14 protein-coding genes are annotated in these 16,297 nt (G+C 68.1%); 6 read left to right on the top strand and 8 right to left on the bottom strand.

Features of this window, described 5'->3' with window-relative positions; genetic code table 11:
- Positions 1-228 precede the first annotated feature (228 nt).
- The 5 genes from ACWIGI_RS37950 to ACWIGI_RS37930 all read right to left on the bottom strand — a co-directional run bounded on the left by ACWIGI_RS37950 (position 229) and on the right by ACWIGI_RS37930 (position 4,505).
- Positions 229-1,128: an alpha/beta fold hydrolase gene (locus tag ACWIGI_RS37950; RefSeq protein WP_454208439.1), complete on the bottom strand. Its 900-nt coding sequence runs from the start codon at positions 1,126-1,128 to the stop codon at positions 229-231.
- 608 nt (positions 1,129-1,736) lie between these two features.
- Positions 1,737-2,954, bottom strand: a complete 1,218-nt coding sequence (locus ACWIGI_RS37945) for a Rieske 2Fe-2S domain-containing protein (protein ID WP_454208438.1) — start codon at positions 2,952-2,954, stop codon at positions 1,737-1,739.
- A 138-nt stretch (positions 2,955-3,092) separates the two neighbouring features.
- On the bottom strand, positions 3,093-3,350 hold the full coding sequence (locus ACWIGI_RS37940) for a hypothetical protein (RefSeq protein ID WP_454208437.1): 258 nt from the start codon (positions 3,348-3,350) through the stop codon (positions 3,093-3,095).
- Positions 3,280-3,924 (bottom strand): alpha/beta fold hydrolase, encoded by a 645-nt coding sequence (locus tag ACWIGI_RS37935; protein ID WP_454208435.1) that lies wholly within the window; start codon positions 3,922-3,924, stop codon positions 3,280-3,282. The genes ACWIGI_RS37940 and ACWIGI_RS37935 overlap by 71 nt, the downstream gene beginning before the upstream one ends.
- Positions 3,921-4,505, bottom strand: a complete 585-nt coding sequence (locus ACWIGI_RS37930) for a TetR/AcrR family transcriptional regulator (RefSeq protein ID WP_454208434.1) — start codon at positions 4,503-4,505, stop codon at positions 3,921-3,923. The genes ACWIGI_RS37935 and ACWIGI_RS37930 overlap by 4 nt, the downstream gene beginning before the upstream one ends.
- A 170-nt stretch (positions 4,506-4,675) precedes the next feature.
- On the opposite strand from ACWIGI_RS37930, the gene ACWIGI_RS37925 reads away from it, so the two are divergent.
- The 5 genes from ACWIGI_RS37925 to ACWIGI_RS37905 all read left to right on the top strand — a co-directional run bounded on the left by ACWIGI_RS37925 (position 4,676) and on the right by ACWIGI_RS37905 (position 10,106).
- Positions 4,676-4,930 carry a hypothetical protein gene (locus ACWIGI_RS37925; protein WP_454208433.1) on the top strand — a complete coding sequence of 85 codons (255 nt, stop codon included), beginning with the start codon at positions 4,676-4,678 and terminating at the stop codon, positions 4,928-4,930.
- A 217-nt stretch (positions 4,931-5,147) separates the two neighbouring features.
- Entirely contained in the window at positions 5,148-6,701 is a 1,554-nt protein-coding gene (locus ACWIGI_RS37920) for a succinic semialdehyde dehydrogenase (RefSeq protein WP_454208432.1), read from the top strand.
- Positions 6,702-6,932: 231 nt separating this feature from the next.
- A complete protein-coding gene (locus ACWIGI_RS37915; RefSeq protein WP_454208431.1) occupies positions 6,933-8,672 on the top strand; it encodes a cholesterol oxidase substrate-binding domain-containing protein in 1,740 nt (579 codons plus the stop codon).
- Positions 8,673-8,749: 77 nt separating this feature from the next.
- The gene (locus tag ACWIGI_RS37910; protein ID WP_454208429.1) at positions 8,750-9,313 is read left to right on the top strand and encodes a hypothetical protein; all 564 of its coding nucleotides are present in this window, start codon (positions 8,750-8,752) and stop codon (positions 9,311-9,313) included.
- Between the two features lie 10 nt (positions 9,314-9,323).
- Positions 9,324-10,106, top strand: coding sequence for a hypothetical protein (locus tag ACWIGI_RS37905; protein WP_454208427.1), 783 nt, complete (start codon positions 9,324-9,326; stop codon positions 10,104-10,106).
- Here the strand turns inward: ACWIGI_RS37905 and ACWIGI_RS37900 are convergent.
- Positions 10,061-10,513: a nuclear transport factor 2 family protein gene (locus ACWIGI_RS37900; protein WP_454208425.1), complete on the bottom strand. Its 453-nt coding sequence runs from the start codon at positions 10,511-10,513 to the stop codon at positions 10,061-10,063. The genes ACWIGI_RS37905 and ACWIGI_RS37900 overlap by 46 nt on opposite strands.
- A 550-nt stretch (positions 10,514-11,063) precedes the next feature.
- Between ACWIGI_RS37900 and ACWIGI_RS37895 the strand changes: the two genes are divergently transcribed.
- Positions 11,064-12,005: a polyprenyl synthetase family protein gene (locus ACWIGI_RS37895; protein WP_454208423.1), complete on the top strand. Its 942-nt coding sequence runs from the start codon at positions 11,064-11,066 to the stop codon at positions 12,003-12,005.
- Between the two features lie 905 nt (positions 12,006-12,910).
- On the opposite strand, the gene ACWIGI_RS37890 is transcribed toward ACWIGI_RS37895, so the two are convergent.
- Both ACWIGI_RS37890 and ACWIGI_RS37885 read right to left on the bottom strand, forming a co-directional pair.
- Complete coding sequence (locus tag ACWIGI_RS37890; RefSeq protein WP_454208422.1) at positions 12,911-14,413, bottom strand: DUF222 domain-containing protein; 1,503 nt, start codon at positions 14,411-14,413, stop codon at positions 12,911-12,913.
- Between the two features lie 118 nt (positions 14,414-14,531).
- A complete protein-coding gene (locus ACWIGI_RS37885) occupies positions 14,532-16,160 on the bottom strand; it encodes an amidohydrolase (RefSeq protein WP_454208421.1) in 1,629 nt (542 codons plus the stop codon).
- Between the last annotated feature and the right edge of the window lie 137 nt (positions 16,161-16,297).

Below are 16,297 nucleotides of genomic sequence, written 5' to 3'. Positions count from 1 at the left end.
CCGCACCGCCCGGACGAGTCCTTTTGGGCGGGACGGGATTTGACTATCGGACCGAACGTCCGGTATATCCCCGCGCGGGGGCCGAGTGCGGAGCTGTGCTCGAATCCGTTGCGACAGAATCTTTTTCAACCACGGTCTACCCAAAGCTGGGCCACCACCTGTGATGCACGTTTATTTTCCGTTGCCCAGACAATAGCCGGGCGGCGCGGCGCGGGGGAGCGGTTTGCCTCACTCCATCGGAACGAAGTCCGCATGCCGGACGAGTTCGGCGATGTGATCGGCGAATACGGGCCACAATTCGCGGGGCAGGTTGTGCGCCATCCCGTCGAAGATCATCAATTTCGCGCCCGGAATCGCGTCGGCAATGGCCCGGCCACCACTCACATCGAAGATTCGATCGTCCGCGCCGTGCAGCACGAGGGTCGGAATGTCGAGTTCGGCCAGCCGGGCGGTGCGGTCGCCCGAAGCCAGCACCGCAACCATCTGCCGCATCATGCCCTCGAAGTCGACACCGCGATCGAAGGTCCGGCCCGCCCGCTCGGCCACCGCCGCGGCGTCGAAGACGAAACCGGGCGAGGCCGACGCGCGGGCGGCGCGCACCTGCCAGTCGATGTAGCCCTCGCGATCGGCCGGCTGCGGCCCGCCGGGGCCGAACGCGCCCGGACTCGTCCGCCCGACCTCTGGATTGCCGGTGGTGGACATGATGGCGGTCAGCGAGCGCACCCGCTCGCGCGCCTCGATCGCCATCGTCTGGGCGATCATGCCGCCCATGGACGCGCCGACCACGTGCGCGCTGCCGAGGCCGAGCACGTCCAGGAGACCGGCCGCGTCGGCGGCCATCTCGGACAGGCTGTAGACCGCGCCGGACAGGTCACCGGCCATGGCCGCCCGGATGTCGGTGGGTGGCGCGTCGTGGAAGTGGGTGGAACGTCCGGCGTCGCGATTGTCGAATCGAATGACATGCAGTCCGCGCGAGACCAATTCGCCGCAGAAGCCCTCGGGCCAATTGATCATCTGCGCCCCGCCGCCCATGATCAGCAGCACCGGCGGATCGCCCGGGTCGCCGAATCGCTCGAAGGCCATATCGATCGCGGAAGGCCCCACACTCACGGCTAGTTCTTCGGCCACGATTACCCCATCTCCTAGGTTCGACCTGCGAGTATGGACCGTTGCCCGGGGCTTGCGGCAAGCCCCGGCGTGCGATATATGTTCCAGTGGGGGAAATACCGAATCAGCGCGGTCGTGCCACGGCGAAAGCCGGCGCGCGGACCCCTCGCTCGCGCGCCGGCTTCACCGTCACCTGTTCTCTCGTGCCCGGACGGTCATCGGGGCGCGGGCGTCCCGTCGCCGGGAACGCCCCCTGCCGCGCCCGTGACCGCCGTGAAACCCGATGTCGCACCGGCCGACCGCGCCGCGCACCCGCGGATCCCGGGGGTCGTGGCCGGTCACCACGACGGGCGGGATCCGCGGCACCCGAGACGGCGTCGACGTGTCCGGCCCGGCTACCCTCATCATGTAGGCCGGAGCGGACAGGTCGCGGTCGGCGACGCCGCCGAACGGGGTGGAGCGCGGTCGAGCGGTACGAGCCATCGGAACAATCCCTTCCGAACGCCGAATTCGACGGTTGTCATTCGGGGGTACTGCTGGGGGATTGTTCGTCGGCGGCGGCCGGAGAGTTACACATCACTTTTCAAGCCAGTACAAATGCGACAAATTGGATGTGTTTCCGGCTCGAATCAGTGCCCGGCGGTTGCCGATTCGACATCGGGCGCGGACGCCGCGTCGGTCTCGGACTCCACCGCGGCGGCGCGCCGGGCCAGGTTGTCCTGCACCTCGGCCTCCCACGCCTGGTTCGCCTTGCTGGTGTCGACCTCGAACTCCAAGCGCTGCACGGCCTTCGGATCTATGTCGGCCACGTCGACATAGAACTGCTCGTACCAGCGGCGCAGGTGATAGACCGGACCGTCGTCCTCGCAGAGCAGCGGATTGTCGATCTTGGACTTGTGCTTCCAGATCTCCACGTCCTGCAGGAATCCGGCGCTGATGCTCTCTTCCATGGTCGCGACCAGCATCTCGGCCGCGTCGTCGGGCAACCCCTGGGGCTTGTGCAGGGACATGCCCCACTGCAGCACGAACGAATCGTTCGAGACCGGGTAGTGGCAGTTGATCAGCACGCTCTCGATCTCGAAGCCGCCGAGCATGTTCTTCAGGGGGTTGATCATGTACGAGGGGCCGAAGTAGGACGCCTCCGAGATCAGCAGCGAGTCACCGTAGTCGGCCGCGGAGCCGATGTCGGTGCGCGGCTTGGTCTTCAGCAGCTGGGTGGCGACGTGACCCTCGAACACGTTCTTGAACGAGACCGGGAACGCGTAGTGGATGTAGAAGAAGTGCGCCATGTCGACGATGTTGTCGACGATCTCCCGGCAGTGCGCGCCCTCGATGAGCAGCGAGTTCCAGGTCCACGGCGTCCATTCGGCGTTGAACGAGCCGTCCTGCGCGTAGGGGCCCTCGATCACCGGGATGGTGACCTCGGGCGCCGGCTGATTGCCCTCGTGGTCGTGCCAGACGAACAGCTGGCCGTTGCGCTCGAGCGTGGTCCAGGTCCGCGTGCGCGCCAGCGGCGGTACCCGCCGCGCGTACGGGATGTCCGCGCACTTGCCCGAGCCGTTCCAGCGCCAGTCGTGGAACGGGCACGCGATGTTGTCACCCTTGATCGTGCCCTTGGACAGGTCTGCGCCCATGTGACGGCAGTACGCGTCCAGCACCCGCAGCTCACCCGCGCTGTCCGCCCACACCACCAGCTTGGTCCCGAACGCCTGCACCGAATGCGGTTCCCCGTCCCGGAACGACGCCGACAGGCCCAGGCAGTGCCACCCGCGCGCGAACCGGTCCGGCGCCGTGCCCACGTCGATCTCGCGAACTCTGTGCGGCTGCCTCGGAGGAGTCGTGGCCATGGTAGAAATTCCCTCCCTGCTACTTCACACACTGAACCGATCAAGCTTTGACGGTGTCCCTCACCGGCGCAAATCGCGAAAACACTTGGGAGACAAACCTCTCAGTTATCCGGGGGCGGCCATCACTCGAGCACCGGTTCAGGCGCGCACGTAGCCGCCGAGGGCGGTGACGAGCCGATCGGCGAATTCCGTTGCTTCGGTGCGCATCCCGTTGTGCGCGCCGGGGAATTCGGCGACCTCGAGACCGAGCCGGGCCGCGATCTCGACGGCGGGACGACAGGGGAGCGCGGGCGCGGTCTCGCGGCCCACCGCCAGGGTCAGGCGGTCACGGTGCGCGGTCAGCGCCGCGTAATCGGGGATGTAGGAGGTGAATTCGCGGAGTTCGTGCTCGATCATGAGCGGCCCGTTGGCCGCGAGCCGGGTCCACATCTCGGCCGCGCGGGGCGGGCAGCTCGGCGGCGACGGGGGCGGGCTTCATCGCGTTGCCGATCCCGGCGAGGAAGCGGGCCGAGGCGGCGGCGGGACCGTCGGTGCGGAACAGCGCGTGGACCTCCTCGATCATGGCGCGATGCACGGCGGCGTCGGGCAGTACGGCGAAGCACGGCGGCTCGTGCGCGACGAGGTGGCGGACGCGATCGGGATGGCGCGCGAGCAGGTCCAGGCCGACGATCGCGCCGGCGCTGCCTCCGACCACGTACGCGGGCTCGTCGGTCAGATGGGTGATGAGTCGATACGCGTCCGCGCTCTGCACCTCGACCCGCTGGGTGACCTGGGGGCCGTCGAGCGCGCTGCGGGAGTAGCCGCGGGGATCGAGGGCGACGACCGTGAAATGCCGTTCGAGCACCTCGGCGAGGGGATCGACGGTTCCGGCGTCACCGCCGCCGCCCGGCAGGAACAGCAGCAGCGGTCCCGCGCCGCGCGTTTCGTAGTAGAGGGTCGCGCCGGGAACGCGCAGGGTGCCGGATTTCATTGTGGGATCTCCTGTTCGGGCCACTGCGACAGCAGGTGATGTAGGGCGTCGAGAATGCGCGGCCACGTGGTGTCGGTCTCGCGCGAATGGTTGAAGCCGCCGCCGAGCTCGAGGGTGGCGTAGCCGTGAAAGGTGCTGCGCAGCAGGCGGCCCGCGTCGATGAGGGCATCGCCGTCCAGGTCGTAACCGCGCAGCATCGCGGCGGTCAGCTCGACACTGCGCAGGTAGCCGGGGGCATCGGCGACGTCGGCGAGTTCGAGTCGGCTCTGGGTGGCGGCGTAGCGACCGGGATGCTCGAGGGCGTACCCCCGATAGGCGTCGGCGAACGCGACGAGAGCGTCCCGGCCCGCCCGCCCGGCGACCGCGGCGCCGATGCGGTCGGTCATCTCCGCCGCGGCCAGCAGCGCGACGCGGGTGCGCAGATCGCGCAGGTTCCGCACGTGCGCGTAGAGGCTCGGGTCCTTGACCCCGAATCGCTTGGCCACCGCGGCCAGCGTCACGTTGTCGAACCCGATCTCGTCGGCGAGCTCGGCGGCCGCGGCGGTGATGCGGTCGGCGGTGAGCCCGGCGCGTGGTGACATGAGCACCTCTTCCTATGACTATTAGGACAATTCCTAAGATACATAGGTTTGGTGTGGGTAGCCATCGGGGCCCCGTTCCATTCCGGACCCGCTGCCGCGAAAAGTATGGGCGTTGCAGCTCCGCGCGAGTTGCCTACCGTTGGCCCTTTGCACAGGAAGGCACGTACTCGATGAAACACCGGATCGCGCTCGCGTCCACCGCCCTCGCCGTCCCGCTCTTGTTCGGCGCGGCCACCGATGCCCAAGCGGCGCCTGCCGTTCCGGCGGACGCGATCGCCGACTCGGGCTCGGCGCGGCCGGAGATCGATCTGGCCGCCGAGCTCGGTACCGGCTCCGGACGCCTGGCTCGCGCGCTCTCCGACGCCGGGTCGGGCCGCGCGCCGACCTCCGCCGAGATCGCCGGATCGGGATCACCGCGCGGATAACCGCTCGCGCCCTCCGTGGTCGGACGCCGGGTCCAGATAGCGCTCGCGGTCCGGGCGGTGCCGTCACTCGAGGCGTATCGCGTCCAGCCCGCTCGCATCGACATTTCCGGACGGAAAGCCGATGCGAGCGGCCCGGATCGCGGACTCGGGCGTCGCACTAATCCCTTACGGGTAGATTTGCGTGTAATCAGTAGTTACCCGTAAGTAGGAGGCGACGATGCCCGTGCCGTCACCCGCAGTCTTCGAGCGTTTGCGGACGTTCGCGGCGGTGGACACCACCGAGGACCGTGACACCCGTGCGATCACCGAGGTTTTCACCGGGAAGACGCTCGGCAGCGTGCCGGTCGGGACCGCCGACGATGTGACGGCGGCGGTGGGCAAAGCCCGTGCCGCGCAGGCGGACTGGGCCGCCCGGCCGGCCAAGGAGCGGGCCGCGGTCTTCGAGCGGTACCGGGAACTGGTGGTGGAGAACCGCGAGTACCTGATGGACGTCGTGCAGGCCGAGACCGGCAAGGCGCGCTGGGCCGCTCAGGAAGAGATCATGGGGCTGATCTTCGCGGCCCGGTACTTCGCCCGCGTCGCGCCCGGCCTGCTCGACGCACACAGGGTGGCGGGCGCGTTCCCGGTGCTGAACCGGGCATCGGTGCGCGCGGTGCCCAAGGGAGTCGTCGGGGTGATCGCGCCCTGGAACTACCCAATGCTGCTCTCGATCGGCGACTCCATCCCGGCACTGCTGGCCGGTAACGGCGTGGTGGTCAAGCCGGACAGCCAGACCCCGTACTCCTCGCTGGCCAACGCCGAACTGCTCGCCCGCGCCGGACTGCCGCGCGATCTGTTCGCGGTGGTGACCGGACCCGGCACCGTGGTCGGCACCGCCATCGTCGACCAGTGCGACTACCTCATGTTCACCGGTTCCTCCGCCACCGGCCGCACCCTGGCCGAACAGTGCGGCCGCCGGCTCATCGGCTTCTCGGCCGAACTGGGCGGCAAGAACCCGATGATCGTGACCGCCGACGCGAACATCGACAAGGCCGCCAAAGCGGCTGTGCGCGCGTGCTTCTCCAACGCGGGCCAGTTGTGCATCTCGATCGAGCGGCTGTACGTGGACCGTTCGGTCGCGGCGGAATTCACCGAGAAATTCGTGGCCGCGGTGCAGAACACCACCATCGGCGCCTCCTACGACTTCTCCAACTCGGTCGGCAGCCTCATCTCCGAAGCGCAGCTGGAAACGGTCTCCAAGCATGTGGCCGACGCGGTCTCCAAGGGCGCGAAGGTCCTGGTCGGCGGCAACGCCCGGCCCGATCTCGGCCCGCTGTTCTACGAGCCCACCGTGCTCAGTGACGTCACCGACGCCATGGAGTGCGGCCGCAACGAAACCTTCGGCCCGCTGGTCTCGATCTACCCGGTCGCGAACGTGGAGGAGGCCATCGCGCGCGCCAACGACACCGAGTACGGCCTGAACGCCAGCGTCTGGGCGGGCAGCAAGGCCGAGGGCGAGCGCATCGCGGCCCGCATCCACGCGGGCACGGTCAACGTCGATGAGGGGTACGCCCCGGCCTGGGGCAGCACGGGCGCTCCCATGGGCGGCATGGGCATCTCCGGCGTCGGCCGCAGGCACGGTCCCGACGGCCTGCTCAAGTTCACCGAATCGCAGACCGTGGTGGTCACCCGCTTCCTGAATCTGGATGCGCCGCCGCTGGTTTCGCAGGAAAAGTGGCAGCCGCTGCTGATGGGCATCGCCCGCGCGATCCGATTCCTGCCCGGCCGCTGACAGTTCCGGCTCCGCGACCCGCCCCGGCCGATACGGCCGGGGCGGTCGTCGTTTCCGGACCACTCATCGACCTCACGGGCGCGCCCGGAATCGCGCCGCCGGTTGCCCGTGTCATAGCCATGCACCCGCACCCGCCGCTGTGTCATGCACCGCACGAAGCAACCTGGCTACCCCACAGCACACGATCCTTCCCTAAGGTAAGCCTCCCCTAATCAGAGGAGTGGTAGGCAAGTGATCGAGGGAAACCGCGCCCTGCCGAGTCGCCGTGGCGTACTCGGGGGTCTGGCCGGGGCAGCGGCCTTCGCGGCATTCGGCTGGACCCCGGCATTCCGGGTACCGGCCGCGCACGCGGAGGGCGTGATTCCGCCGGAATTGCCGGGCGGCGTCGAGGTGTACCGGCAGGCGTACGAGAACTGGTCGGGCGAGGTGTTCATCGACCGCATGTGGACCTGCGCGCCCACGCACGCGGATCAGGTGGTGGCACTGGCGAACTGGGCCCACACGCACGGCTGGACCATCCGAGCCAGTGGTCAGCGGCACAATTGGTCGCCGCTGACAGCGCTCGCGCACGAGGCCGATCGGGTACTGCTGGTGGACACCACACGGCATTTCACCCGCGTCACCGTCGCACCGGGCACGCCCGCGAGCGTCACCGCCCAGGCGGGCGTGCACATGGAAGTCCTCATGACCGCGCTCGAATCCGCGGGTCTCGGCTTCACCGCCACCCCCGCGCCGGGCGACATCACCCTGGGTGGCGTCCTCGCCATCGGCGGGCACGGCACCGGCATTCCGGCGGCCGGCGAAACCGCGACGGCGGGACACACTTTCGGCTCGATCAGCAATCTCGTCGTGGCGCTCACCGCCGTCGTCTGGGATGCGAACGCGGGCAGCTACACCCTGCGCACCTTCGAGCGCGACGATCCGGCGATCGCCCCGCTACTGGTCAATCTCGGTCGCACCTTCCTCATCGAGGCGACCCTGCGCACCGGGGAGAACACCCGGCTGCGGTGCCGCAGCCTGACCGATATCGATGTCGACACCCTGTTCGCGGCACCGGCCGCGGCGGGCCGGGATGCTTTCGGCGCCTGGGTCGAGCCCACCGGTCGCGCCGAGGCCATCTGGTTCCCATACACGAGCACGCCGTGGCTCAAGGTGTGGGAGGTGTGTCCCGAACAGCCGGTCGGCGCGCGAATGGTCAACGGGCCGTTCAACTATCCGTTCTGCGACACCATCCCCGATCCTGTCACCGACCTCATGTGCCGGGTCGAGGCGGGGGCGTACGGGCTCACCCCCGCGCTGTGCCGGATGCACATGACCATGGTCGACATGGGCCTGACCGCCACCGCGTCGCGTGACCTGTGGGGCTGGTCCAAGAACACCCTGCTCTACGTGCGGCCCACCACCCTGAAGGTGACCGCGAACGGCTACGCCATCCTCACCCGGCGCGCCGACGTGCAGCGGGTGGTCAGCGAGTTCTACGCCTATTTCCGCGACGGCCTGAACCGGTACGCGGCCCAGGGGATCTATCCCATGAACGGGCCCTTGGAAATTCGCGTGACCGGGCTGGACGACGCCGCCGATGTGGACGTGCCCGGCGCGGTCACCCCGGCGCTGTCGGCCATCCGCCCGCGCCCCGATCAGCCGGAGTGGGAGGTGGCCATCTGGCTGGACATCCTCACCATCCCGGGCACCCCCGGCAGCATCGCGTTCTACCGGGAAACCGAACAGTGGGTTCTGGCCAACTACGCGGGCGACTACGCCCAGGTGCGGCCGGAATGGTCCAAGGGCTGGGGTTACAGCGACACCGCGGCCTGGGCCGATCCCGGCGTGCTCGACACGGTCGTTCCCACCGCCTATCGCACCGGTCTGGAGGCCGGAAACACCTGGGACACCGCTGTTTCCGCACTGGATCGCTACGACCCGCATCGGGTCTTCGCCAACGGGTTCCTCGCCGGCCTGTTGCACGAGTGACCCGAACGCCGCACGTTTGAGACCTGCTCGTCGAGGCATTACGTCGTCACAGAGACGAACTCGACGAGGAGGATCAGATGTCGGGTGCAGGAATGACGGTGCTCATCGTAGTGGTGGTGCTCGCGGTACTGCTCGCCATCGGAGTGGCCGTGCGTCCGTGGTTGCGGCGCAGGCGATTACAGGATCGATTCGGCTCGGAATACGACCGAGTGGTGCAGGAATCGCAGAATCGCCGCGCCGCCGAACAGGAGCTGACCGATCGCGAGAAGCGCCACCGGCAGCTGGAACTGCGCGACCTGAACGAGGACGAGAAGCGCCGCTACGGGCAGCAGTGGGCGCACGTGCAGGAGCAGTTCGTCGACGATCCGGTGCGCTCGCTCGACAACGCCGACCGACTGCTGGTGGCGGTCATGTCCGATCGCGGCTACCCGACCGAGGACTTCCAGCAGCAGCTGGCCGACCTCTCGGTCCGGCACGCCGCGCCGCTCGAGCAATTCCGGGCCGCGCACGAAATCGCCGGACGAGCCGCGAACGGGCAGGCCTCGACCGAGGACATGCGCACCGCGATCGTGAACTACCGGGAACTGTTCGTCGATGTGCTGGACGGCAATCGCGCCGGTCAGACCGCACCCAACAAGTAAGGCGAGAACCATGAGCATTTTCGAATCCGGCCGTGCGAAGAAGGCCGCCGCGGCGGGCATCGAGACCGAACAGTCCCCGCGCGATGATGACAAGCGGCACGAGGCCGAGCGCGCCCGCGCCGAAGCCGAACGCCTCGAATCGGCCGGGGAGCGCCCGCACGGCGAGAACCCGGCGCAGGCCGGGGAGCGGCCCGCTGCCGAGCCCGCGAACACGGTGACCGGCAACGAAATTCGGGAGGCCGGCCCCGGCGTCCGGCAGCCGGGTTCTGAGGCTTCCGGTGACGCCCACCGGCCCGCCGCGAGCAGCGTGCACGCGCCCACCGCCGGCGAGAAGCAGCCCGCCGGACCCGGTGCGCACGCGGCCGAATCCGATCGCGAGCACCGGCCCGGCGGCGTTCACCAGCCCGGCGCCCAGCAGCCCGGCGCGGCCCAGCAGCCCGGTGACGCGCGGCAGCCGCACGCGGGTGACGCCCACCGCACCGGAACCGGCAACGGCGGCAACGCCATTCCCGGCGCCCAGGACGCGGGCAAGCTGCGCGAGCAGTGGCGTGAAGTTCAGACCGCGTTCGTCGACGATCCGCGTGACGCGGTCACCCGCGCCGACGACCTCGTCTCCGGGGCACTGCAGCGCCTCACCGACGGCTACGCCCAGCGCCTGCAGCAGCTCGAAACCCGCTGGTCCAGTGGGGGAGAGGTCGACACCGAGGAACTGCGCCAGGCGCTGCGCGGCTACCGCGACCTGTTCGATCAGCTGGTGACGACCGCATCCGCGGGCGGGGCGACGAACATATAGGACTTCTCCTCGACCCGCCGGCTGATCCGCCAGACGCCGTCCACACGGGTGAAGGAATCCAGATACCAGAGTCCACACAGCATCAGCCGCTGATGACCGTCCGCACCGGCCACCACCATCGGGTTGTGGCACATGGTGCGGGCGGTCGCGCTGTCTCCATCCACCTGGATCGAGGAATTGCTGACCAGGTGCTGGAAGGCGGTGAAATTCGGCATGACGGAGGCCAGGAATTGCTTGGTGGAGGCCAGATCTCCGGCGGGACCGCCCATCGCGGTGTAGTCGATGTGGGCGTCAGCGGTGAAGAGCTCGTCCAGCGAATCCCACTGGTGGGTGTCCACCGCGTGGGAGTAGCGCACCATGAGGTCCACTATCTCCATTCGGTCCGATATCTCCTGCAGGGACAGCATGGGGGCCTCCGAATCGTGCCGTGACTCTTGCGATCGGTGGGCAGCGTACGACGAGCGAGCCCAATGATCTTGTGCTTTGCGAAAGATATGACCGCAGGTTCGGCGAACTTCGCCGGTTTGCGAGGTCGGCACGCCGAGCCGACGCGCTGGCGGGAACGGTTCGAGTGCGGATTGCCGCCGAGCCGAGACCTATCCGCGAGGGCTGTTGCCGAACTGAAACCCGCAGGCGGCCCCGCGTTTTCCGCCGACGGTGGGAGTATGGGGCTTCTTCCATGCATGGCCGCCCGTTCACCGCAGGGTGGCTACGGGGGCCGTGTCCGAGTGAGCGGGGCCGAACATGCGAGCGTCGAAACCGAACAGTTCCACCGTGGGACAACGCCGCGAGACCAAACGCCGGTGGGGACTCTCGCGTCCCGCGGTGGCCACCCTGACCGGCCACACCGATGCGCGGCCGCGAACGGCGGACGCCGGGCAATCCGCGGTGGAGCGAATAGCCCGGAAGCAACTCGCCGATGCGCGCATCGCGATCGAACCGGTCCTGCGAGCCGCGGTGGGCGGGCTTGCCGAACCGCTGGATCAGATGGCGGGCTACCACTTCGGCTGGTGCGATGCCGAGGGCGTCGAGATCACCAACGGAGTGCAGGGCAAGGCACTGCGCCCCGCCCTGACCTTCGCCGCCGCCGCGGCCTGCGGCGGTTCGATCGCGGACTCGGTACACGCCGCCACCGCGATCGAGCTACTGCACAATTTCTCGCTCGTGCACGACGATGTGATGGACGGCGATCCTTTCCGCCATGGCCGCCAAACCATTTGGCGACTGTGGGGCGAAACCAATGCCACCCTGCTCGGGGACGCCATGCAGGCCCTCGCGCTGGGAGTGCTGTCGGACGGCGTGCCCGAACCGGTGACGGCCGAGGCCGTTATTCGATTGGCGCGCGCCACGATGACGCTGTGCCGGGGGCAGTACGAGGATTGCGCCTTCGCCACCCGAGCGAGTATCAGCGTGCCGGAATATCTGCAGATGGCATCGGGGAAGACGGGGGCACTGCTCGGATGTGCCTGTGCGCTGGGGGCATTGTGCGCCGGAGCGGATCATCGCGTGGTATCGGCCATGCATATCTTCGGTTGTGAAATCGGGCTGGTGTTTCAGCTGGTGGACGATGTCATCGATATATGGGGTGATCCGGCGGTGACCGGAAAGCCCGCGCACAGCGATCTCATCAGCCGCAAGCAATCGTTCCCGGTGGTCAGTGCGCTGGCCTCGGATACATCGGCGGGGCGGGAGCTGGGGCGGATTTACGCTGCGCGGCAGCCGATTACGGCCGCGCGGGCGGCTCGGGCGGCGAGTCTCATCGAAGAGGCGGGGGGTCGGCAGGAGACGCTCGACCGGGCGGGGGCGGCGTTGGCGGCGGCATTGGACGCGCTGCCTACGGATCTCGCTACGGGGGATTTGACGGCGCTCGCGCATTTGGTGGCGCATCGGGATCGGTGAGGGTGACGGGTCAGCGCCATCCCCGCACCGGATGGCGCCGGCCGTTTTCTTTGTTGGGTCGGGGGATTGGAGGGGCTTGGAGAGTGTCGGCTGCGGTTTGCGAGTTGGCTGTACCGACGGGGGTGTGTTGGGGGCCTCAGCGGCGGTTGGGTGCCTGGTTGGGAAAGGACGCCTGGACAACGGAGTACCGGCGATGCCATTTCGGGAGCCTCGATGGCGGTTGAGAGGCCTACCGCAGGAAAGACAACTAGAAAACGGAGTACCGGCGGGGGCACGTTGAGTGCCTCGGCTGTGGTTGGGAGCCCGGCTGGGAAAGATTCCTGGATAACGGAGTACCGACGGGGCGCGTTGGGTGCCTCGACTGCGGTTGGGTGCCCTGCCGGGGAAAAGATTCCTGGATAACGGAGTACCAGCGGGGGCGGGTTGGGTGCCTCGGCGGCGGTTCCAGCCCTTCCGGGCCGATATGGGGGATCGAAGCCCGTGGATGCGTGGCCGGGTTCCGATCCCTGGACCGGGCGCGGCAATCACCGCCCTGGACATAACCCCTTTGTGTTGATGACGAGTCTTTGTCGGTGAGTCTCGAGAAGGTTCCCACGGCCGGCCGGCCCGGCTGGGATGGCGAGGGCGCTCCCGGCTGGGGAGCCGAAGGTCGGGTACGGCAGGCGAGGTAACCAGCACGGTCGCATCTGTTTTGCCTGCTCTCCCGAACGCCGCCGGAAGCCGGAGAGTAAGTGTGAGGCGGGCTACGTCGGCCACGGGCGTGAACGCTGATGCGTGTGATCGGACCGGCTGCACGGGTGTGAAGAGCGGGCCAGGGTCTGGACGAACGGGGAGCCCCTTCGGCGGGGGAAAGCCGAAGAGGCAGAGTGGGCAACGGCGGTGGGAATGGTGGCCGGGCAGGCCCGCTAACAGCGCCATCGTGCGGGGACACCCGGTACTTGGGGGTGGTGACGGAAGTTGACACGCGGCCTACGACCTGGGTCGATGTGTGGTGGTGGGATCCATCCGGTTTTGCCCGGATTCTCCGAATCCTCGCCCATCACAACCGTTTCCCACCCGTTCGGGCCGGTATTGATCTGTGCGTGGCAGGCATCGCACGCCAGGGTCAGGTTCTCGATGTCCGTTTCGCCACCATCAGCCCATTCCCGGATGTGGTGTACAGCGGAGCGGCTTGCTGGCGCGTCGCAACCGGGGCGCGTGCAACCCCGCTCGGTCGCGGTGAGCGCCAAGCGTTGTGCGGGGTTGGCGAGACGCTGCCCGCGAGACAGGTGCAAGGGTCGGCCGTTGCGATCAAGCACCACCAGATACGGGGTCGAGTTTCTGGCGACCTGGAGGGCTTGGGTGATCGACATCGTGCCGCCGGTCGCGGTGGTCGCTACGCCTGCGCGCTTCTCGAGGTCTTCGATACTCATGGTGATGATCGTCGACACCGGAAGTCCGCGATGCGATCCCAGTCGCCTGGGTCCCATATCCGGGCGGAAGAACACCAGCAGAGCGTCATGGTTGCGTTGAGCAGCCGTGCGGTGATCCCTTTTGGCTGCCGCGCGCAGCTTCGCTCGAAGTGCGGCGCGGGCTCGTTCGGCCGGGCTCAACGAAGGGTCGTCTGTATCGATATCGTCGGTGTTCTCGTCGCCGTCGTCGAGTTCGGTATCGAGACCGAGTTCAGCGGTGGTCCACGGGCTTTCGGGATCATCAGGATTGCACATGCCGGGGCGCCCGAACTTCTCGAACACCGGGATCATGACCGCACCCAACTGCGGGGTCAGGAATCCCGAGATCGGGTACATGCCATCGATCCGCTGATGCCCGATCTTGATCTCGCGGACCCGCTGGCGGTCCCTGTCTTCGATCAAGCGCCCGTCCGGGTCGACGTGGGCCAGAATGTGAACTCCGAGCTTGGTCACACCCTTCGGGTCACCCTGACGGGCATAAGAGGTGAGGTGCTGTTCGGCGCGGTCTTTGACTTCGGGACCCGCGGCATCGGGGATCTGCTTCATCGCATCGTTGATGGCCTTGATGTGGTCGGCGGAGATCTCTCCGGCCCGTTGTGCTGCCGCTACGAGCGGCAGGACCGGCGGGCGGGTGCTCGAACCCACCGACACCGTAGACAGCAAGTCGGCATTCCTGACTCGGGCGTCGGCCTCGCCGTAGGACAGTCGCAGTGTTTGTTGCAGGAACAGGGTCAGGTTCTTCACGCCCGCTTTGGAGGGCAGGTCCTGTGCCGCGCATTCGAGCGCGAACCGTTGTTTCACGGCTTCGAGTTTGCGGAAGCTGGTTTCGAGCTCCTGCATCACTTCGATGACCTCGTTGCCGGGCAACGAGTACATCGGTAATTCGAGCAGGTTCTCCACCGCGGCGGCGAGTGCTTTGGCACTCTGCGCGATTGTGGGTACCTCTCCCGAATTCATACCCCCAATTCTACCCCTCTATAGCAAGTATGAATAGCCCAATTCTCTTGTAATACAACGCATTTCGGACAACTATCAACTGAACGAATGAGCAATTTCTCCATTCCGAAATCCCAACTCACCCGTGCACACGCACCCCGCCCACGAACGTCTGAACAACCTTCGTATCCGCGATCTCCTCCGCCGCCCCCTCGAACGGATTGCGATCCAGCACAATCACATCCGCCAGCGCACCCCGCCGCAGTGTCCCCGTGTCCGGGCTGCGCAGCACGTGAGCCGACCCCGCCGTGTACGCCGCGAGTGCGGTCATGAGGTCCAGGCGCTGGTCCGGCAGGAGCGGCGGCAGCGCCGAGCCCGGGGTGACACGGTTGACCGCGACATGCACGCCTTCGAGGGGATCCGGCGAGCTGACCGGCCAATCACTGCCGCACGCCAGGGTGACCCCGGCCCGGGCGAGATCGCCGAAGAGGTACTGCCGGGTCGCGGCGTCGCCGCCGAGGAACGGCAGGGTCAGCTCGTCGAGCTGGGGTTCGTGTGCGGCCCACTGGGGTTGCAGGTTCGCGATCGCGCCGAGGGGCTGGAAGCGCGCGATGTCCGTGGCGTGCAGCGTCTGCAGGTGGGCCAGGTGGTGCCGGTTGCCGCGCGGGCCGTTGGTCGCGCGGGCGGCCTCGAGCGCGTCGAGCACCTCACGCACGGCGCGATCGCCCAGGGCGTGGAAGTGGACCTGGAAGTCGTTGGCGTCCAGCTCGGTCACGTACTCGCGCAGGGCGATCGGATCGACGAAGCTGATCCCGGCATTGCCGGTGCAGCACCCCCGGTGGTCGCGGTACTGGTCGATCATCGCGGCGGTGTAGTTCTCCGCGATGCCGTCCTGCATGATCTTGACGGTGTCGAGCCGGAAGCGCTCGGCGGCGAATCGCTTGCGGCGTAGCAGCATATCCGGGATCTGTTCGGCGCCGCGCTCCCGGTCCCACCATTGCGCGCCGCTCACGCGCGCGGTGAGCAGGCCGCGTTCGGCGGCGTCGAGGTAGGCGGCGGCGCAGTCGAAGGGCGTGCCGTCCACGCTGACTATCGCCTCCTGCCAGGCCGTGATGCCCAGCGCGTGCAGCGTGCGCTGGGCGCGCAGGATGCCGTCCACGCGTTCGGCGTGCGTGATCGGCGGCAGCACCTGCTCGACGAGGGTCATCGCGCCCTCCTGGAGCATTCCCGAAGGGACGCCGCCGGATTCGCGTTCGATCCGGCCGTCGGCAGGGTCGGGGGTGTCCGCGGTGATGCCGGCCAGCTCGAGCGCCCGGGTGTTGGCCCACGCGCCGTGATGGTCACGGTTTACCAGGTACACCGGCCGGTCGGCGACGACGTTGTCGAGCAGGTCGCGGGTCGGCAGGCCGCCGGGGAAGCTCTCGAGGGACCAGCCGCTGCCGGTGATCCACTCCCGGTGCGGGTTCGCCGCCGCGTAGTCCGCGACCCGGCGCAGGTAGTCGCGGATCTCGACGGTGCCGGTCAGGTCGCAGGCCGCCAGTTCCAGTCCCGCCGCCGCGGCGTGTATGTGTGCGTCGTGGAATCCGGGCAGCAGCGCCCCACCCGCCAGGTCGACGACTTCGGTTGCCGGGCCGATCGATTCGCGCACCTCGCGGTCGCCCACGGCGCTGATCCGGTCGCCGGTGACGGCCAGTGCCGTCGCGGCGCTGCGGGCGGCGTCCATGGTGAGGACGGTGCCGCCGACGAACACCAGGTCGGCATGGCTCATGGGTTCACTCCTGACCGCGGTTCCCGCGCCCTGTACGCACCGGCCGGAGCCGGACTCGGCTCCTCCATGATCCCGGGCCCAGGTCCGCGAAGGACCGCGGGTACCCCTGTCCCATTCGCTCCGGCCGCCGGGAGGTA

This window comes from Nocardia sp. NPDC055321, assembly GCF_053645575.1.
The sequence above is the reverse complement of the archived record's forward strand: the minus strand, read 5'-3'. Positions and strand labels throughout refer to the sequence as shown.